Genomic DNA, 17528 nt, shown 5'->3' on the forward strand with positions numbered 1-17528 from the left:
AGCAAGCCGTGACAGCCACCTATTTCTTGCCTCGATCTACGACCTTCACCGCATCCAGATACGCGATCTGTTCACCGTCGCGTAGGCAGGTGATTCCGGCGGCATCCCCGGTGGCCTCGACGTAGCGGCGCAAGATCACGGAGGCGTACTTCTCATCGAGCTCCATGCAGTAGGCGATCCGGTCGGTCGCCTCGCACGCCATCAGCGTGGAGCCGGAGCCGGCGAATGTGTCGAGCACGATCGCGTTGGATTGGGTGGAGTTCCCGATCGGATACGCCAATAAGTCCAGCGGCTTTGAGGTCGGATGATCAGCGTTGCGACGGGGCTTATCAAACCGCCAGATGGTGGTTTGTTTCCGGTCGGCGTACCACTTGTGCTTACCCGTCTTTACCCAGCCGTACAGGATCGGCTCGTGTTGCCACTGGTACGGGGATCGCCCCAGCACGAGGGAGTCCTTCACCCAGATACAACAGCCCGAGAGCTTGAAGCCTGCGTCTTGGAAGGCGCGCCGGAAGTTCAGACCTTCGGTGTCGGCGTGGAACACATACGCTGACGCGCCCTTCTCACACACTTCCGCCATCTGGGTAAAGGCGGCGAGCAGGAACTCGTAGAACGCGTCCGCGCCCATCTTGTCGTTCTTGATCGACAAGCCGTCAGACGATTCAAATGCGACGTTGTACGGCGGGTCCGTGAGCACCAGGTTGGCGCGCTGGTCGTCCATCAACACCGCGATGTCGTCGGGGTTGGTGGCGTCACCGCAGACGAGCCGGTGCCGACCGATTGTCCACACATCCCCGCGCTGCACGAACGCGGCGGCCTCCAGGGCGGCTGTCAGATCAAAGTCGTCATCCTTAACATCGTCCTCGTCAAGGGAACCGATGAGCTGGGCGATCTCATCGTCATCGAGACCCGTCAGTTCCGCGTCGAAATCACTCGCATCGAGGTCAGCAATCAAGAGTGCGAGCTTGTCCTGGTCCCAGTCACCACTGATCTTGTTGAGCGCAACATTGAGCGCCTTCTCCCGCGTCTCGTCCAGCTCGACAACGACACAGTCGACAGTGGTGTGGTCGAGGTCTTCGAGGATTTTGAGGCGCTGGTGGCCGCCGACGACATGCCCGGTGGTCTTGTTCCAGATGACAGGTTCGACGTATCCGAACTCCGTCAGCGACCGCTTGAGTTTCTCGTAGTCGGGGTCGCCGGGCTTCAGATCCTTGCGGGGGTTGTAGACAGCGGGCGTGAGGTCAGCGATGGGTAGCTGTTCGATGCGCATGCGTTTCCACCGCCTTCCCCAGCTCGCGCTCGTAGCGCCAGGTTTGTTCCCAGCGCGTCCAGTCCCTGCCCATGTGCCCGTAGACCGCCAGATCCCGGTAGCGGGGTGTGCACAGGGCGAGGGCGTCGATAATCCCCGCCGGCCGCAGGGGGAACACATCGCGTGCAGCTGCGGTCAAGATGTGGTCGGCGTATTCGCCCGTGCCGAGCGTGTCCACGCTGAAGGCGACCGGATCAGCCTTCCCAATCGCATAGCTGATCGCGACTTGGCATTCAGCAGCCAGCCCGGCGTCGACGATCGTGCGAGCGATCAGGCGCGCCATGTAGGCCGCAGACCGGTCGACCTTGGAGGGGTCTTTCCCGGAGAACGCGCCCCCACCATGCGGGGCAAGCCCGCCGTAGGTGTCGACCATGAGCTTCCGACCCGTCAACCCGATGTCCGCGCGAGGACCTCCCTCGACGAACCTGCCCGACGGATTCACAAACACCTCCGTGTCACCGTCCACAGGCAGATAGCGCTGGCAGGCCGGAGCCACAATCAGCGACTCGACCTCGCGGGTGAGCGCTTCCAGATCCTTGCCCGCCTCGTGCTGGACAGACACGATCACGGTGGCGATGGCTACGGGTGTGCCGGTGTCGTCGTAGCGCACCGAGACCTGTGCTTTCCCGTCCGGTTTGATCCCCGTGATAGTGCCGTCGGTGCGGGCGGTGTCGAGACGCTTGCAGATGTGGTGTGCCAAGACGAGCGGCAGCGGAAGCCGTTCGGGAGTCTCGACAGTGGCGTAGCCGTAGACGGTGCCCTGATCACCCGCCCCCTGCAGCGCGAACGCCGAGCTGTCGCCTGCGCGTGCCTCCAGGGAGGTGGACACTCCCGCGTTGATGTCGCCGGATTGTCGGCGCGTCCACACGTAGATCAGAAACCCGAGCGGACTGTAACCGGCTTTCGCGAGGCCGGTGCGCACCGACTCCCGAATACGCGGGCGGTGGTCGGTGGTAATCTCGCCGGTGACAATGATCCGCCTGCCTGCGGCCATCACCTCCACCGCCACCCGGGCAGCCTTGTCCTCCCAGAGGATGTCGTCGAGGATCTGGTCGGCGATCTGGTCGCACAGCTTGTCCGGATGACCAGCACACACGGACTCGGCAGTACGGACAGTAGACATGGGTGAACTCGCTTCCACGAAACACAGGGGGAAAGAACAGCGCCCACCCCGAATTGGGGGCAGGCGCAACGAACAGGGGCTGGGCTGGTTAGGAGCGGGCCTTCAGCAGCTGCTCCATCACCTCGTCACCGGGCGTGGCACCCGCATAGTCGCTCGTGCAGGTGGCGCGCACGATCTCGTAAATCTCGTACCAATACACATTCGCCTGCTTCCCGAACGACTGCGACATGGCGACGAACGGGGACGCGATGGCGGCACCTGTGGTGGGGTGTTTGCCGAGCAGGCCGAACTTGGAGATCGCCTGCTCGCACTGCACATAGCGGGCGAAGGCCTGCGCGTACGACTCAATCAACCTTGGTGCCACGAACTGCGAACAGCCGCGCTGATCAAGCCACTGCCAGGTTTCCCGGTAGACGATGTCAGCGCCCAGCGGTTTGCCGTCGCGCTGAACCTCGGATAGGTAGTCGGACGGTTCGGGCATGGTCTCCCCGGCGAGCACCGCACCGGCACCGATGTCGCCGCCCTCAAAGTCGAACGGTTCGTTCAGTGGGTCCTCCAGGCGGGTGGCGGGCCGTCCGGCGGCGAGCTTCTCGTTCAGCGGATCAGGTTTCGCTCCTGCTCTGACGCGGCGGCCGCCCCGGTTGGTGCCGTCCTTGGCCATGGATTACCTCCTTCTCTAGGCCAGTGGCCCGGGTATGGAGGCCAGGAGTGGGAACCCCGCTATCGGTCGTAACCGTTCGATAATGGGGATATGCGTATTGAGCGTGACATCGATTTCGGGCGGCCGCGACGGATGCGCTGCGGACGTTGTGGACACGAAGAACTCGTCAGCCACGACTGGATGGAAAGCTGGGAGCAGGGCAACGAGCTCTGCCCCGAATGCGGGATCGACTGCACCGAAGAAGACCGGGCTCGCCCCACGTACGACCCTGATGATCCAGCAATAGTCGATCATCAGGTTCTTCGGATGTTCTGGTACCACACCAGCACGATCCCGGACTGGCCCCAGAAGGAGTTCGATCCACGGGAGAAGCTGACTCCAGAGACCGTTCAGCGCATGACGAGGATGTGCGGTGCAGGCGCTGTCGACCGATGGGCTGAACAACAGAAATCCAAAGCCCTTCACGTCGGCACCTACGAGGCAGCAATCGAGAACATGCTCAGGCGAATGGATGACCAGCCCGAGGGCGACGCCCCGTTCTACCTGTACCGAGTAGTGCTCGACGACGCTGTGGGCATCGAGCCGGGAGTTCATCGCGAACCAACGAACTGGGTCGGCGATGCACAACCAGAGAAGTTCCTGAACCCCGGACATTCCGTCTACCGCTACATCAACGAACACGAGGACGAAGGCAGCATTTCGTTGGCACTTACCGCAGACGCGATCGAGTCGGTATCTGGAATTCAGATACCCGTAGCGACCAAAACGCCAGCTAGGAAGAAACAACGCCTGGCTACATGGCAGGACGTTCAGCTGAAGGTCAAGGAAGCGAGCGTACCTGACCGGGTACGGCCCCGTTTAGCAGGTGCTTTCAGGACCGTTAGCGCAAGCAATACCGACCACCTCAATCCGGATCTCCTCGACGGGCTGGTTGATCTCATCCAAAATCCCTCTCATATCCTCGCTCTCCTTGACTCCGTGGGGCCCCGACAAGTCTGAATCGGCAGCCTCGGGTCAATACCCTGTTTGATTCGGGGACTTTGTGCGCGGTTGGCCCCGCCCGCTGACCTGTCCGAAGTCCGTAGAGATCGAGAGGCCCCGACCCCCTCGCCAGCACCGCGACGTTGCCCAATGTCCGCCGAACAGCGTCGAGGTCGGCAATCTGAGGTTCCATGGTCTCGGCGCGACAGCGGGCGACGTGGCGAAGATTTCAGTAGGTGTAGACCCGAGGTGCTTGCCTCCACCGGTCGCCGTCGAGCGCCGACTGTCGGGAGTGGCACGGCTTACACAGGCTCCGGAGGTTGCCGGGGTCGTGGGTGCCGCCGTGCTCCAGCGGGATGACGTGGTGGACTTCCTGCGCGGGCGTGTACCGGCTGGTCGCGAGGCAGTTCTCGCACAGCGGGTGGGCGGCGATGTAGGCGGCACGGATCTTGCGCCAGCGAGCACCGTAACGCCGGTTGATCTTCGGGTCACGCTGCCACTTGCGGTACCGCTCGTCCTCAGCCTTGGCATGCTCCGGGCAGTAGCGGTCGTGGGTGAGGTTCGGGCAGCCGGGCTGGGAACACGGACGCGCAGGCTTCGAAGGCATACCGTGCTCCTTCCCGGACACGGCAAAACCCCAAGGCACCCAGCCGATGACCGGGCTTGCCCTGGGGCTTTTCCTACTTTTCAACCACCTACATCATTGCAGGCCGGAAACGGTAAATGCATCCGCTGTTCTTGACACCTTTTGGCGGCTGGATTCACGCAGCCTGCCCATACAGCGCCGACGCCAGCCGGGCGAGCGCCCGTGACTTCTTCTGGTAGGCGCTGGTGCGCTCCACATAGAAGTGGTCACACACCGTCTGCACCGCATCATCCTGGGTACCGTCGCCGAGGAAGAACGCTTCGAGCACGAACCTGTCGTCGTCGGTGAGCAGCTGCCAGGCAGGCAGGAACCACGCCATGTACTCACGCGCTTGGGTGTAGCGGGCACGGTAGATGTCGATCCGATCCAACGTGGCCGCCACACGCATCTCCCCAGCGTGCAGATCCGTGTGACGTGGCATCCCGTCGAGTTTCGGTGAGGCCGGGGTGGTGACGTCGTCGTAGGCGGTCTTGATTTGCTCGTCGGTGGTGTCGATGATCTGCTCCATCACGGCGAAGTCCTGCAACGCGGATATGGCGGCTTTGCGGGTGTCGAGGTATTTGGTCATCACATGCATGACGACTCCTTCCTGAGGGTGGTTGACAGTTCGGTGGCGACCGCGTCGATCAACGCGGCCTGAGTCATGTCCTTCGCCTCCAGCGCCTTGAGGACGGCCTGGTCGAGGGTGCCGGTAGCGGCGAGGTGGGTGATGGTGACCGGCTCGGCCTGTCCTTGCCGATACAGCCGGGCGTTGGTCTGCTGATACAGCTCCAAGCTCCAGGTCAGCGAGAACCACACAAGCAGGTGGCCACCGGCCTGCAGATTCACGCCGTGCCCGGCGGATGCGGGGTGGATCAGGCCAAGCGGGATGTTGCCCAGGTTCCACGCCTCGATGTCCGCCGACGTCTTGAGTTCGCGGGCGTCCGGGAAACGCTGGTGGATTCTGGCGAGGTCGTGCTTGAACCAGTAGGCGACGAGCACGGTTTGGCCGTTGGCAGCTTCGAGGATGTCTTCGAGGGCATCGAGTTTCGCCCCATGCACCTCGACCGTGTTCCCGTGCTCGTCGTAGATCGCACCGGAGGCGAGCTGCAGCAGCTTGCCCGACAGCGCGGCAGCGTTCGCCGCATCCACCACCTGCCCGTCCAGATCAACAACCAGGTCGGCCTTCAGCTGCTCATACACGGTCCGTTCTTTGTCTCCGAGCACCACCGGTGTGGTCGTCACCGTCAGATCAGGCAGCGTGAGGTGGTCGATGGTGCGCATCGACAACGTCATGTCGGCGATGGCGTCGTAGATCACGTCCTCCGCACCCTCGCGGGGCTTGTAGGTGAACACCTGCATTCCGTTGCGCTTATCGGGCAGAAACCAGCGGTCGCGGTAGCGGGTGATGAACCTGCCGAGACGCTCGCCGCCGTCGAGGAGCCGGAACTGCGCCCAGATATCCATCAGACCGTTGGAGGCGGGGGTGCCGGTCAGGCCGACCCAGCGCTTCACGTGCGGTCGCATCTTCACCAACGCCGTAAACCGCTTCGCCCGATGATTCTTAAACGAGCTCAGTTCGTCGATGACGACCATGTCGAACGGCCAGCTATCGCCGTAATAGCTGACCAGCCAGGGGATGTTTTCCCGGTTGATGACGGTCACCATCGCCGACTTGGCCAGCGCGTCGAGCCGGTCTTGCTTGGTGCCGACAGCCACCGCCACCGACAGCCCCTCGAGGTGATCCCACTTGGCGGCTTCGGTCGGCCAGGTGTCTCGGGCAACACGCAACGGCGCGACGATCAAGACGCGGGAGACAGTGAAGTAGTCGAGCAGCAGCTCCCAGATCGCCGTCAGGGTGATGACACTCTTGCCGAGTCCCATGCCCAGGAGGATGGCCGCCTCGTGGTGGTCGAGGATGAACCCGGTGGCCTGGGTCTGGTAGTTATGCGGCCGGTAGCGCATCAAGCACCTCCTGGATGCCGTCGATCGAGTCAACGACCAGCGCGGTGAAGCCCTGCGCCTGTAGTTGGTTCATCCGGCGGCGTTGGATCGGCCGAGGCTTCTTGCCCGGGGCTTTGACTTCGACGAAGACGACCTGGCCTCCCATCAGGCATAGTCGGTCAGGTACGCCCGTGGTTCCAGGGCAGACAAGCTTCCAGCACAAGCCCCCGGAGGCTTCAATGGCCTTCTTGAGCTGGGCTTCGATGTGGTGTTCATTCATGGTCACTCCTTGAGTGGTTTCCCACGGGGTGACGACTGGTGACAGGTGGATCTGAACTTTTCTAAAGGCGATATTTCTATGGCCTTAGTAATAGTTCAATACCGGTCGTCACCGGTCGTCACCCTCATCGGGTTTAGCTGTTGAACTCGCTGGTCAGAGCCAGTCCGTAGACGTACATGCCGTGCTTGGATTTGCGTCGTTCAAACCCGGATTGTTCGAGAGTGGCGTTGAAGTCGACCATCGGCCGCGCCCACCCGCTGGTGGATTGCGCCCACGCCCGATACTCCTGGTACAGGTCACCGGCACGTTCGGATAGGGACGGGTCCACCTCGCAGCGGGCGTCGAGGAAATGGGCGAACCAGTTGTTCTCTTCCCGATATGCCGCTGATGCCTCCACCACGCGGGCCGGGGCCTTCAGGTGGTAGTCCTCGGCGTGGATGAGGCGCGCGCCTTCCATGATCCATGCCAGTACCGCTCCGCCAGCGGTCTCGTAGAGGTGGTCGGCGTAGTTCTTCACATCGGAGCTGCCGTCGATGACCGCGTTGAACGGGATCACGATGAGCCTGCGCCAGATTCCTGCATCCATCGCGCCAACCCTGGGCAGGTGATTCGTGTAGAGGATGAGCGTGTGGGACGGGGTGAACGCGAACGGTGCCTTGTACTTCTTCTCCGCGTAGATCTGGTCGGTGGAGGCGAGCTGCTTGACCGTAGAGGTGGACAGGCGCACGCCTTCCTCGGACTCGGCGGCGATGATGAGCCGTTTGCCTTTCGCTTCGGCAAGTTCAGGTTTGACGTTCCGGTTCCCGCCAATGGTGAGCACGTCGGCGGACATGTTGCCCGCATACGTGCCGAGCACTCTCGCGATCGTGTTCCAGAACGTGGACTTGCCGTTGCGGCCATCCCCGTAGGCGATCACGAGGGCTTCGACCATGACCTTCCCGATCGCCGCCAGGCCAACGATCCGCTGCACATATCCGATCAGCTCCAGGTCGGATTGGAAGAACACGTTGAGCGCCTGGTTCCAGATGTCTGTGCCCGTGTCGGTGGGGTCGAGCGCGGTTTGTTTCGTGATCAGATCCGTTGGGTTGTGGTCGCGTCGGGTGCCGTCACGCAGATCCCACGTGCCACCAGGCGTGTTGAGGAGATACGGGTCAGCGTCCAGCCGGTCTGGGGTGGTCAGCAACATCGGGTGCGCTTCCCGCAGGCACGAGGTGATCGCCCTGGACTCGCGGCGTTTCAACACGAACGCCTCGTAGGTCTTCGCATCCTCAAATGCCCGGTATGCGGCCCGCTGCGGTGAAGTGAAACCGGCGAGTGCTTTCGCTTTCGACGATGCGGCTGCAAGCACCGCGTCCGCGCCCGTCACCGCGAGCTCGTCGCGGGCTTTCTCCAGCAGATGCCCGGCCTCGGCGAGTTGCCGGTCGGTGAGCTCCTGGGCGATTCCTTGCGCAGCAGGCGCAGACTCAGACCACACGCCGCCTTCGTAGACGAGCCAGTCCGTGGCCTCCGTGAACGCCAGACGCGAGGAGTATTCTGCGGTCAGCATGGATGCCTGCCCCACATCGGTGAAATCATCCGGCCGCAGGCTCGTCAACTGCGCGTAGGCTTCCGGCGACAGATAACCAGGCTGCGCCTCAACCTTGGCGCCGAACCGGCACGCGCTGTTCCAGATCGACTCCAACTCGTGATCCGACAGTGGCGGTTCACACAGGGATGCTTTCCGGTCGAACAGGTCACGGGCCTGTGCGGTCTGCCCGTAGCGGATCAGGACGCGCCCGGCGAAGCGGGACAGGGTGGCATTGCGGGAGCCTTCCCCGATCACCTGGGTCGAGGCGTCGAACGCCGCGAACACGTCGATCTCATCGGCCTCGTCCAGCCAGGTATTCAGCAGCTTCGCGCCGTCGTGGACGGTGATCTCGGGGTTGGGGGTGCCGTAGATGAACCGTCCGGCATCCAACGCCTGCTGATCAAAGAAACCGAACCTGGCCGCCAGGCGACGCTTCAACCCCGCATAGGTGTCGGCGTCCGTCACTTCGGTGATCGGGAAGTAGACGTGGAAACGCGGCCTAGCCGATAAGGCTCCCTTCGGCTTCTGGTGGTTCCGGGAAGTGGCGGTCAGGAACACCACACCCGCTATCAACTCGCCGAGCTTCTCCGGTGTCACCCAGTCGGATGACTCTTCGGTGTGGTCGTTGTCGATGTCCATCACCACACAGTCTGAGGAGACAAAACTCGCCGACGAGCGCCGATCACCGGTGTAGGTGGCTGCGACGTGATCCAACCGCACCACCATCTGCAGGGCGGCGGCATCGGTGATGTGGTGGCGGTTCGGGTAGTGGTTGTTGTGCGGGTTGCCGCTACTGGTCGCGGCGCACAAGGTGAACGGTGTCATGAGGGGTGCACCTCCTGGAAGTCGGCGTCGAAGAAGCAGATCGGGATGTCCATCTGGTGGGCCCAGTCGATCTCGGCACGCATCCCCGCACTGACCCGGCCGATGTAGGCCCATAGCTGTTCGCATTTCGACAACAGGATGCGGCCCATGAACATGGCCAGCTCCCGGGCATCCGGGTCGGCATCGTCCATGAACTGCGGATAATGCAGATGCGGGGCGAGCGGGATCTGGCGAGCCGCGACAGCAAAGCTGCAGAACCGGCGAGCGAGTTCCACGTTCGCCTCCACATCGCCGGAGTACGGGGAGCATATGTAGACCAGCGGCCGGTACCCGTACTCGGCGCGCTGAATCTCTTTCAGCGCCTTGTAGCAGGTCGGGTCGGGGTATCCTTCGATGTTCTTCCTCGGGATACCGATGTCGAGAAGCGCAGTGGTGCTCATCGGGCGTCCTCGCTTTCACGCTCGATCACCGGCAGCAGGCCACGCTCGTTCTTCAACAGGTCGTAGATGAACAGGCGTCCTTTCTGTGTCCAGTACATGTGGGTTCGGGTCTTGCCCTCGTCGTACTCGTGCGTCTTGGACTGGGTGTAGCCCTGCTCAGCAAATTTCGCGTAGAGGAACCAGCGGCCGGACTGGTGGAACTGCACCTGCTCCTCGCGCAGAATCTGGTTGAGCTTCTTCGCCGACAGGCCGTAGTCCTTCGCGATCTCGGTGGTGGTGATCAGCGACGGCGAGGCCAGCACCACGTCGTAGTAGGACACCTTCGGTGCCGCTTCCAGCAGTGCTTGCTCGGCGGCGAGGCGCTTGGCACGCTCAGAACGCAAAGTGGCGATCGCCCGCTCCAAGAACTCATCGTCGGCCAACAGTTCGTCGATCGCGTAGAGGCCGTGGCGGCGGATGGACGGGAGTACCTCGTCGAACACCCAGGACTCGAACTGCTGGGCGGCGGGCAGCTTGGATGAGATGATCAGCCGGTACAGGTCGCCTTCGCTGATGAACCTGACCTGCTGGATGCCACCAGGCGTCTCAAGGGGGTAACGAAACGGAACCCCCTTGCAATGATCTTGGAGTGCCTTGCTCGTGTTGGTGTAGCCGAGGGCGGTGGCAACATCCCGGCCGCAGAACAGCACCTGCCCGCCGGAGGTGATGGTTCGGATCGTGCCGAACTCGTGGTTGGTGAACGCTTGTAGTGCGGTAGCCATGACCGGCTCCTTTTCTGAGAGCCGGGTTGACAATCGCGGGCGCGGGATGCGCCAGGCTCTCACCTGTCAGGCACGGCAGGTACCGAAACCGGACGCGGCGTGAGGAAGGCTCTCGCCCATATGCCCCCGAGGACCGGCGAATCCGGACGGGTCACCGGAGAATCGCTGCGGCAGCCTTGACACATCCCGCGTCGCTGGAGTGCCGGTATGAACCCGGCTAGGTTGTGGGTAACCGTTCAGCTCGACTCGACCCCTGTCGGGAGTGGGCTGGATCTCTAGTGTGGAGACGCCAACTTCGGCACGTGACGTTGACCAGGCGTCCACGTTGACGTATCGTAGAAGACGATAGATCCCCGGTCAGGCCTCTAGTCCCGCAAGGGACAATGCACAAATGACCGGGGCCTTTCACTTTCTAGGGAGCTCATGGTCAAGCGCTGGCTCAGTTACGACGAACAAGTCAAACTGCTTCAAGAACGCGGTTTGACCGTCACTGACGCCGCATCAGCAGCTGAGTTCCTATCTCGCGTGAACTACTACCGGCTCTCGGGATATTTCCGTTACTGGCAAGTTGACCCAATGGCGGGCAACAATCGCTTCCTCGACGGTTCATCCTTTGAAGTGATTCAGCGGCTCTACGAAGCCGAACAAGACCTGGTTGCAGTCTGTGACGAAGTTCTCCACCCGATCGAGGTTCTACTCCGAACTCGGTTCGCCTACTACTACGCACAGCATGTCGGAGCGATCGGAACGTTCGCCCGTGGTGACGGGTTCACGCAATCGCCTGATCCTAATGACGAACGTGTCGAAGAACATGCGCTGTCGAATCTGGATCGCAGCAAGGAGACCTTTGTGTCTCACTACCGTGATGAGATCAAGACGGGCAACGCTTACAGCATCGAAGCCTACGCACGCATGCCCGTCTGGGTAGCGGTTGAGGCATTCTCGTTTGGCAGCCTGTCCAGGCTTATTGAGGCTTCAAGCAAGTCCGGAGTGCTGCACGACATGGCAGCGTCGATGAACGTTTCTCCAACTACACTGCCAAGCCAAGTCCGATCATTCGTCTACCTACGCAACCGTAACGCCCACTGTGCGAAGCTATGGAACCACGCTGTTCTCGACCGCCCAGGACTCCTCTCCAACATCGCCCGACGAGCCAAACGAGACCACCGTCAGTTCAGCGATCATTCGATCTACAAGATCTTCGTAGCGCTTGACCAAGTCGCCACCAAGACCGGTCTCCAGCAGGATTGGCTCGCCAACCGCGTCGAGCCGATCCTTGCCACGAATGCCCTTCTCGCCGCAGGCATCGCAACCCCAGCCCGCTACGGCGAAATGCAGAAGCAGCTGCTCACCGCCGACCACTAGCTCTACACCGCCCGGTCAGTCCTTGCGGTAATACGAGCATTCGTATCCGTCGGCGTCCAGCGGGAGTCCATCTGTCCAGTCGGGTGGGGTGGTCATGAAAGCGCAGGCATCGGCGACGGTGAACCCGGAGCCCATGGGTTCGTCGATGACGATTTCGTCGTGGACGTGCATGACGATCCGATGCCCGGCCCCTGCGACGAGCCCCATGGCGTGGACGAGGAGGTCGCGGGCGACTGCTTGGACGATGTTCTCGACGAGTTTCCCACCATAGGTTTCCAGCCGACCCCACTTGCGCCCGGTCGTGACACCGCTGTAGGTGATGGAGGTGCCGCCCCACCGGTTCTCACCCAGGCACGGCTGCACATACGCCAGCCGTCTGCCCGAGGGCAGGGTGATGAACAAGATGCCCGACTCGACCGAGAAACACAGGTTGCGCAGCCGGACGGTACTGCGGGTGGTGATCGCGTCCAGCGCGGCCTGCTCGACGTCCGCCCACAGTTGCACGATGTTGGGGTTCGCTGCCCGCCAGGCGTCGACGATCCGTTTGAGCTCGTGCTCGGCCAGCCCCATCCGCAGCGCACCCATCGCCTTGAGCGCTCCGACGGAGCCGTTGTAACCGCAGGCCAGCGTGGCGATCTTCCCCTTCTGGCGAAGCTCGGCGTTGACACCGTGTTTTTCGACGGGCACGCCGAACATACGCGACGCGGTCTCGCAATAGAGGTCTTTGCCGTCGCGGAATGCTTGGAGGGTGGATGCTTCTCCGGCGAGCCAGGCGATGACTCGGGCTTCGATCGCGGAGTAGTCGGCCACGATGAATCGGCACCCAGCACTGGGGATGAACGCGGTACGGATCAACTGGGACAGCGTGTCCGGGACAGAGTCGTAGAGAAGTTCGAGCGCGTCGAGGTTGCCTTGTCGGGTGAGGGTCCGGGCTTGGTCGAGGTCGGGCAGGTAGTTGCGCGGCAGGTTCTGCACTTGGACGAGGCGTCCGGCGAACCTACCGGTACGCCCCGCGCCGTAGAACTGGATCAGCCCGCGTGCCCGCCCGTCCGCGCCTGCGACGTTGTGCATCGCCTGGTACTTCTTCACCGAAGATTTCGCGAGGTCGCCGCGCAGCTCCAGCACCTCACGCACCACGCCGGTGGCAGTCTCTAGCGCAGCTGCGACTTCTGCCTTCGCCAAGGACGCCAACTCGCAACCGTGGGTGGTGAGCCAGCCCTTCAACTGGATCGGTGAGTTCGGGGTCTCCAACCCGGTCAACTCCCGCGCCCTCGCCAACGTCACCGCACGATGCTGGTCGTCGAGCGCGACGGCAGCATATGCAAGGGTGTGGTCGAGCAGGATGCCCGTGTCATTGATGCGCTGATCTAGCACGTAGGCATCCCACTCGACCTCGGGCATCGGAAACAGGGAGAGCCGGTCGTGGATCGCGAGCTCGACCTCGACATCGCGCCGGTTGTATTCCACAAATGCTTGCCAACCATCTGGGTCGCTGCCGGGCAGGTTGCGGGTGCCGCCACCGTTGAGCACGGAGGGCGTGGCCGGGGTGCAGAACTGTTTGATCAGCCGCTTACCCGCCGTGTCCTTCTGAACGTCAAGGTCAAGAGCCGTACCGACCGCATCCAAGCTCATCGGCAGGCCGAGGTAGGCCGACCACACCATCGTGCAGCGCCACTGCGCCGGATCAAGAAACTCCTCAGTGAGGAGGTCGGGGTGGTGGCGGCGCAGCCACGCCGAGAGCACGACCCTCTCAAACGCCGCATTATGCGCCCACTTGACCACGCCCGGGTCCACCAATGCTGCGAGCACCTCATCGGGCAGCTGCTGGCCGCTGGCGAGATCGACGACCTCCACCGGGCCGCCGTCAACGGAGTAGCCGAAGATGAGGAGGCGGAAGTCGGGGGGTTCGGCATACGGGTAGACGCCGGTTTTCGCTAGGGGTGCTGGGCTGAAAGTTTCAATATCGATAGAGATCTGGCGCATCAGGGATCCTGGGCAGTCGGGTAGGCGAAGGTGAGGGAGCCAACCGGTGTTTGGTGGCTCCCTCACTGCTGGGGTGTTACTTCGGGTCGAGGTTGTAGGTGGCGTTCATCCTGTCGAGCTCGGTCTTCTCCTTGGCGATCAGCTCATCGATGCGCTGACGTTCGCGGCGTTGGGCCCGCTTGTCCTTAATCCAGTAGTAGCCCCAGACCATCCAGAACGGGATCAGGACGTAGACCCACACGGCGAGGGTGATGGCGTTGAAACAGTCACTCATGATTCAGTCTCCTTAGTTGAGGAAGTCGTCGCTGGCGGCAGGGCTGCCAAAGTCGGACTCGGCGGAGATGCGTCCTGCGCCGAGGGGTTCACCGTCGCGGAGCTTCTGAATGTTGCCCAGCCCGCACGCCACACCCTTGTTCCCGTTCGTGTTGAACGCGTAGAACGACAGGGACACGCGGGCGTAGCAGCCCGAGTACACCTCGGAATGGTCGAGGATCGGAGCGACGTTCTCGTCCACAACCTGCGGAGGAGTCAGCGAGTTCGCGTTGACGAAGAAGCTGTTTGCGTAGGCTTCGTCGTCGCGCTCGGTATCCCCGTCACGCAGCGGCAGCTTCAACGCGGCCTTGTTCGGTCGCTTGCCCCCGAACTTGGCCGTACCGGCGTCGATCGCAGCGTCGATCGCCTTCTCGATGGCGGTGATGGTGGCAGTGTCCGTCTTCGGGATGATCAGCGACACCGAGTACTTGGGCTTGCCGCCCTGGATCGAGTTCGGCTCGAACACGTGCGCATAGGAGAGGCGGACTTCGCCGGTGACGACGCGGGTCGGATTCTTGGTTGACATGATGGTTACCTGCTTTCTGTTTTCGTGAATTCGGATTCGGCGCTGTGGATGTCCAGCGCGGGTCGTTTATCGCTCTCGGGCACGAGCGTCGGCTTACCCGCCGGCTTGACCACGAGGTCGCCGAGCACCTCGGTGAAGGTCTTCTTGCCCATGAGGTGTTCCATCGCCGTGAGCGTGATGAGCTTGCGGTCGTAGATGTCGGCGTAGCCGGCCGCCTGAGCCGCCTCCGCGACAGCGGTTTCGTTGGTGTATTTGCGGATCGACCTGCCGGCGACGAGCTTGAACCCGTCCCAGTGCTTGCCCTGGTTCACCGCCTGCGAGAGCGCGTATGCCTCCACATCCGCAGCCCACGTTTTGAGCTGGGGAATCCTTGTCAGCACGTCCGCGATCTCCGCATCCGTCAGCTCGGCCGGCGACACAAACTCGTGTTGAGCGAGCGCGAGGTTGGCTTCGACGCGTGCTCGGCAGGTCGGTGCGATGCGGCAGAACTGGCACCACGAGCCGGGACAGAACTCGCCCCCACCCGCCGCAGCCAGCTCGGCTTTCGGCTTCACCTCCGTCTCGGCCCACGCTTCGAGGTCGGCGACGGAGGTTTCCCAGGTGTCAACGTTGCCCCGCCGAGGCTGATAGATCGTCACCGCCACGGTCTCGATGTCATACAGATCCCCGAAAGCGTGGATGGCTCCGAGCGCGTAGAGCATGAGCTGCGGGTTGTGTGCGGCCTCGACCAACACGCCTTGCCCGTACTTGAGGTCGATGACCTGCAACTTCGGTTCGGCGATGATCACGCAATCGCCGGTGCCGAAACCTCCCGGCACGACGTGGGAGAAGTCGAGGCGCTGCTCGATCAGCACCTGCGGATCACCACAGGCCTCCCGAGCCAGCGAGACGTGCTCCTGCGCGAACGACACGTAGTCGTCGGTCAGATGCTCCATCTCGTCATCGATCCAGTCGGATTCCGGTTTGAAGGTCGGCGCTTGGTGGAGGGAACGGCGGAGCTTCCACTCCGCGAGGGCGTGTGCGACAGTGCCCTGCTCGGCAGCCGCCGACGACGAGTCCGACTCACGGGACTCCAATACGGCGCTGGGTGGGCAGTTCAGCCAGCGGTGCGCACCAGACGCGCTGAGCAGCGCGTGATCACTGGGAGTCATCAGCCAGCTCCTTCGCCTGCTCCAACAGCCACCCGTACATAGCTGGGTCGACCGCTGAGAGCTTGTCCGCGCCGGTAGCGACGATCAACTCACGCACCTGCTCGGTGAGCCCTTGGCTGGAGAGCCTGGCGAGGAGTCCACGCACCTGAGCCAACGACACCGGCTCCGGCTCAGGTACCGGTTCCGGTGCCTGCTGATGGGTGGCCTCGTACTCGGCAGCCGCTTCTTCCAAGTCGGGCTGGGCCAGTTGGGCGGCGGCGATCGGACGCGCACCGGGCATCCCGGCATGATCCTCAAACGATTCCCATGCAGTTTCTTCGATCGCGGCGGCGAGCATCGTCAGGCCCTCAGCGATCCTGTTCAGCGCGGCGATGTGCTTGTTCGAGTCAGTGACGTTCACGCCGCATCACCACCCTCACGAGTGACACCTGCCGCGTCAGCCAACGCCATCAGTTCATCGGCTGGTTCGACGATCTCGACCGTGCCGACTTGGTTTCCCGGCACAAGCACGGTGACACGCTGCTTGCGGCCGAAAAGCTTGGCTAGGAGGCGTTCGCGCAGACTGACTGTGCGGGCGGAGACGAGCGCATCGGCGGCGGGCTCGTCGGAGAGATTGATGCGAAGCTTGTGCTTTCCCACCATGAGTGTTTCCCCTTTCTCGAAGGCTGATAGGTTCCGCAAGCCGCCTGCCGTTGCTGGGGCTTGCACCTATACGCCCTGCAGGGAGTCGAGATCCGGACGGGTGTGGCCGAACTTCTTGTGGATCCGCTTCAGAGCACGGTTCACGGAGTTGCGCACGGCATCGGCCAACCTGTTGATCTCGGTCTGATCCGCGTCGGGATGCTCCAGCCGGGCGATGTCGGCATAGGAGAGTTCTTTGCCAAGCGACAAGGTGAGGTACTTGCGTTGCTGATCGGTCAGTGGCAGCAGGATCTCGGCGAGCACTCGCCGAGACTGGGCGGCTTTCGTCTGCTGAATCAACTGGAACTCGGGATCGAACGCCTCACCCTCCCGCACCAACGCCCGCACATAGTCACGCCGCTGCCGCTTTGCGTGGCGCTCCGGATCGAGGAGGTCGTCCTCACTCCCGAACTCGGCTTGCTTGCCCTTGCCCCGACGCTTGCGGTCGTTCTCACGGTCACGAAAGCGCTGGTAGGCGTCCTCCAGCCACAGCTGTTTCCACTCCGGGAGGAAATCCGGGTCAAGGATCTGGTCACGGAACTCGTGATCGTCTGGGAAGTCGATGAGTTCTACCCATGCGTATCCGCGCTTGGATGGCAGGTAGATCTGCCAGTGTTCCTGCCCGTTCGAGTCGGTCTTGCAGCGGCTGGAGTACGGGCGAGGTTGTGGTTGGAAAGTAGGTGTAGCCACGGTGGGCTCCCTTCGAAATGAAGGGAGACCCGTTCAGAGGTATGAAGTTGTGCCGGTCAACCAAGAGAGCGTTCAAGGGACAGCGAAGGCGGGCATCTACGAATAGATGCCCGCCGACGTGCCTCGAACGGATCTCCCGATGAACGGTTGACCACCGTGCTCGATCACAGCTCGGCGTTGTAGGAACCCCGACCACGGGTGTGGCCGAGCCTCCTTGGCAAGACCCGCGCTGTCGACCGCCCGAGCCTCACCGTTAGGTGTGATTCAGCAACGAGGTGGATGGTCTGACCATGGCCACCCACGT

19 protein-coding genes are annotated in these 17528 nt (G+C 62.6%); 2 read left to right on the forward strand and 17 right to left on the reverse strand.

What is annotated here, in order from left to right:
- Positions 1–19: 19 nt before the first annotated feature.
- The 3 genes from FYJ24_RS08470 to FYJ24_RS08480 all read right to left on the reverse strand — a co-directional run bounded on the left by FYJ24_RS08470 (position 20) and on the right by FYJ24_RS08480 (position 3093).
- Positions 20–1270, reverse strand: coding sequence for a site-specific DNA-methyltransferase (locus FYJ24_RS08470; RefSeq protein WP_154545439.1), 1251 nt, complete (start codon positions 1268–1270; stop codon positions 20–22).
- The gene (gene metK / locus FYJ24_RS08475) at positions 1242–2432 is read right to left on the reverse strand and encodes a methionine adenosyltransferase (protein WP_154545441.1); all 1191 of its coding nucleotides are present in this window, start codon (positions 2430–2432) and stop codon (positions 1242–1244) included. The genes FYJ24_RS08470 and metK overlap by 29 nt, the downstream gene beginning before the upstream one ends.
- 88 nt (positions 2433–2520) lie before the next feature.
- Positions 2521–3093, reverse strand: a complete 573-nt coding sequence (locus FYJ24_RS08480) for a P27 family phage terminase small subunit (protein WP_025252151.1) — start codon at positions 3091–3093, stop codon at positions 2521–2523.
- Positions 3094–3183: 90 nt separating this feature from the next.
- Here FYJ24_RS08480 and FYJ24_RS08485 point away from each other — a divergent pair, with 90 nt between their 5' ends.
- On the forward strand, positions 3184–4092 hold the full coding sequence (locus FYJ24_RS08485; protein WP_154545443.1) for a hypothetical protein: 909 nt from the start codon (positions 3184–3186) through the stop codon (positions 4090–4092).
- 211 nt (positions 4093–4303) lie between these two features.
- Here FYJ24_RS08485 and FYJ24_RS08490 read toward each other — a convergent pair whose 3' ends face one another.
- From FYJ24_RS08490 to FYJ24_RS08520, 7 genes are all read right to left on the reverse strand, one after another.
- The gene (locus FYJ24_RS08490) at positions 4304–4681 is read right to left on the reverse strand and encodes an HNH endonuclease (protein WP_154545445.1); all 378 of its coding nucleotides are present in this window, start codon (positions 4679–4681) and stop codon (positions 4304–4306) included.
- A gap of 154 nt (positions 4682–4835) precedes the next feature.
- Positions 4836–5297 carry a hypothetical protein gene (locus tag FYJ24_RS08495; RefSeq protein ID WP_154545447.1) on the reverse strand — a complete coding sequence of 154 codons (462 nt, stop codon included), beginning with the start codon at positions 5295–5297 and terminating at the stop codon, positions 4836–4838.
- Positions 5288–6664: a DEAD/DEAH box helicase gene (locus FYJ24_RS08500; protein ID WP_154545449.1), complete on the reverse strand. Its 1377-nt coding sequence runs from the start codon at positions 6662–6664 to the stop codon at positions 5288–5290. The genes FYJ24_RS08495 and FYJ24_RS08500 overlap by 10 nt, the downstream gene beginning before the upstream one ends.
- Positions 6645–6923, reverse strand: a complete 279-nt coding sequence (locus FYJ24_RS08505) for a PDDEXK family nuclease (protein ID WP_025252156.1) — start codon at positions 6921–6923, stop codon at positions 6645–6647. Before FYJ24_RS08505 ends, FYJ24_RS08500 begins: the two co-directional genes overlap by 20 nt.
- A gap of 133 nt (positions 6924–7056) precedes the next feature.
- On the reverse strand, positions 7057–9315 hold the full coding sequence (locus tag FYJ24_RS08510; protein WP_154545451.1) for a phage/plasmid primase, P4 family: 2259 nt from the start codon (positions 9313–9315) through the stop codon (positions 7057–7059).
- Positions 9312–9755 (reverse strand): DUF7768 domain-containing protein, encoded by a 444-nt coding sequence (locus FYJ24_RS08515; RefSeq protein WP_154545453.1) that lies wholly within the window; start codon positions 9753–9755, stop codon positions 9312–9314. Before FYJ24_RS08515 ends, FYJ24_RS08510 begins: the two co-directional genes overlap by 4 nt.
- Positions 9752–10516 carry a phage antirepressor gene (locus tag FYJ24_RS08520; protein ID WP_154545455.1) on the reverse strand — a complete coding sequence of 255 codons (765 nt, stop codon included), beginning with the start codon at positions 10514–10516 and terminating at the stop codon, positions 9752–9754. Before FYJ24_RS08520 ends, FYJ24_RS08515 begins: the two co-directional genes overlap by 4 nt.
- 423 nt (positions 10517–10939) lie before the next feature.
- Here FYJ24_RS08520 and FYJ24_RS08525 point away from each other — a divergent pair, with 423 nt between their 5' ends.
- On the forward strand, positions 10940–11881 hold the full coding sequence (locus FYJ24_RS08525; RefSeq protein WP_025252160.1) for an Abi family protein: 942 nt from the start codon (positions 10940–10942) through the stop codon (positions 11879–11881).
- 15 nt (positions 11882–11896) lie between these two features.
- Here the strand turns inward: FYJ24_RS08525 and FYJ24_RS08530 are convergent, their stop codons facing one another.
- From FYJ24_RS08530 to FYJ24_RS08560, 7 genes are all read right to left on the reverse strand, one after another.
- Positions 11897–13864, reverse strand: coding sequence for a DNA polymerase (locus FYJ24_RS08530; protein WP_154545457.1), 1968 nt, complete (start codon positions 13862–13864; stop codon positions 11897–11899).
- 76 nt (positions 13865–13940) lie between these two features.
- Complete coding sequence (locus tag FYJ24_RS08535) at positions 13941–14138, reverse strand: hypothetical protein (RefSeq protein WP_025252162.1); 198 nt, start codon at positions 14136–14138, stop codon at positions 13941–13943.
- Between the two features lie 12 nt (positions 14139–14150).
- Entirely contained in the window at positions 14151–14702 is a 552-nt protein-coding gene (locus FYJ24_RS08540) for a DUF2815 family protein (protein WP_154545459.1), read from the reverse strand.
- A 5-nt stretch (positions 14703–14707) separates the two neighbouring features.
- Positions 14708–15853 (reverse strand): DUF2800 domain-containing protein, encoded by a 1146-nt coding sequence (locus FYJ24_RS08545; RefSeq protein WP_154545461.1) that lies wholly within the window; start codon positions 15851–15853, stop codon positions 14708–14710.
- Entirely contained in the window at positions 15840–16253 is a 414-nt protein-coding gene (locus FYJ24_RS08550; protein ID WP_318656605.1) for a hypothetical protein, read from the reverse strand. The genes FYJ24_RS08545 and FYJ24_RS08550 overlap by 14 nt, the downstream gene beginning before the upstream one ends.
- Positions 16250–16561, reverse strand: coding sequence for a hypothetical protein (locus tag FYJ24_RS08555; RefSeq protein ID WP_225872087.1), 312 nt, complete (start codon positions 16559–16561; stop codon positions 16250–16252). The genes FYJ24_RS08550 and FYJ24_RS08555 overlap by 4 nt, the downstream gene beginning before the upstream one ends.
- Entirely contained in the window at positions 16562–17224 is a 663-nt protein-coding gene (locus tag FYJ24_RS08560) for a sigma-70 RNA polymerase sigma factor region 4 domain-containing protein (RefSeq protein ID WP_318656606.1), read from the reverse strand.
- Positions 17225–17528: the final 304 nt, after the last annotated feature.

It is taken from the genome of Scrofimicrobium canadense (assembly GCF_009696615.1).
Taxonomy (GTDB): Bacteria; Actinomycetota; Actinomycetes; order Actinomycetales; family Actinomycetaceae; genus Scrofimicrobium; species Scrofimicrobium canadense.

Coding starts and splice junctions, on each gene's coding strand:
- FYJ24_RS08470 (WP_154545439.1), bottom strand. CDS start 1,270: ATGCGCATCGAACAGCTACCCATCGCTGACCTCACGCCCGCTGTCTAC.
- metK (WP_154545441.1), bottom strand. CDS start 2,432: ATGTCTACTGTCCGTACTGCCGAGTCCGTGTGTGCTGGTCATCCGGAC.
- FYJ24_RS08480 (WP_025252151.1), bottom strand. CDS start 3,093: ATGGCCAAGGACGGCACCAACCGGGGCGGCCGCCGCGTCAGAGCAGGA.
- FYJ24_RS08485 (WP_154545443.1), top strand. CDS start 3,184: ATGCGTATTGAGCGTGACATCGATTTCGGGCGGCCGCGACGGATGCGC.
- FYJ24_RS08490 (WP_154545445.1), bottom strand. CDS start 4,681: ATGCCTTCGAAGCCTGCGCGTCCGTGTTCCCAGCCCGGCTGCCCGAAC.
- FYJ24_RS08495 (WP_154545447.1), bottom strand. CDS start 5,297: ATGCATGTGATGACCAAATACCTCGACACCCGCAAAGCCGCCATATCC.
- FYJ24_RS08500 (WP_154545449.1), bottom strand. CDS start 6,664: ATGCGCTACCGGCCGCATAACTACCAGACCCAGGCCACCGGGTTCATC.
- FYJ24_RS08505 (WP_025252156.1), bottom strand. CDS start 6,923: ATGAATGAACACCACATCGAAGCCCAGCTCAAGAAGGCCATTGAAGCC.
- FYJ24_RS08510 (WP_154545451.1), bottom strand. CDS start 9,315: ATGACACCGTTCACCTTGTGCGCCGCGACCAGTAGCGGCAACCCGCAC.
- FYJ24_RS08515 (WP_154545453.1), bottom strand. CDS start 9,755: ATGAGCACCACTGCGCTTCTCGACATCGGTATCCCGAGGAAGAACATC.
- FYJ24_RS08520 (WP_154545455.1), bottom strand. CDS start 10,516: ATGGCTACCGCACTACAAGCGTTCACCAACCACGAGTTCGGCACGATC.
- FYJ24_RS08525 (WP_025252160.1), top strand. CDS start 10,940: ATGGTCAAGCGCTGGCTCAGTTACGACGAACAAGTCAAACTGCTTCAA.
- FYJ24_RS08530 (WP_154545457.1), bottom strand. CDS start 13,864: ATGCGCCAGATCTCTATCGATATTGAAACTTTCAGCCCAGCACCCCTA.
- FYJ24_RS08535 (WP_025252162.1), bottom strand. CDS start 14,138: ATGAGTGACTGTTTCAACGCCATCACCCTCGCCGTGTGGGTCTACGTC.
- FYJ24_RS08540 (WP_154545459.1), bottom strand. CDS start 14,702: ATGTCAACCAAGAATCCGACCCGCGTCGTCACCGGCGAAGTCCGCCTC.
- FYJ24_RS08545 (WP_154545461.1), bottom strand. CDS start 15,853: ATGACTCCCAGTGATCACGCGCTGCTCAGCGCGTCTGGTGCGCACCGC.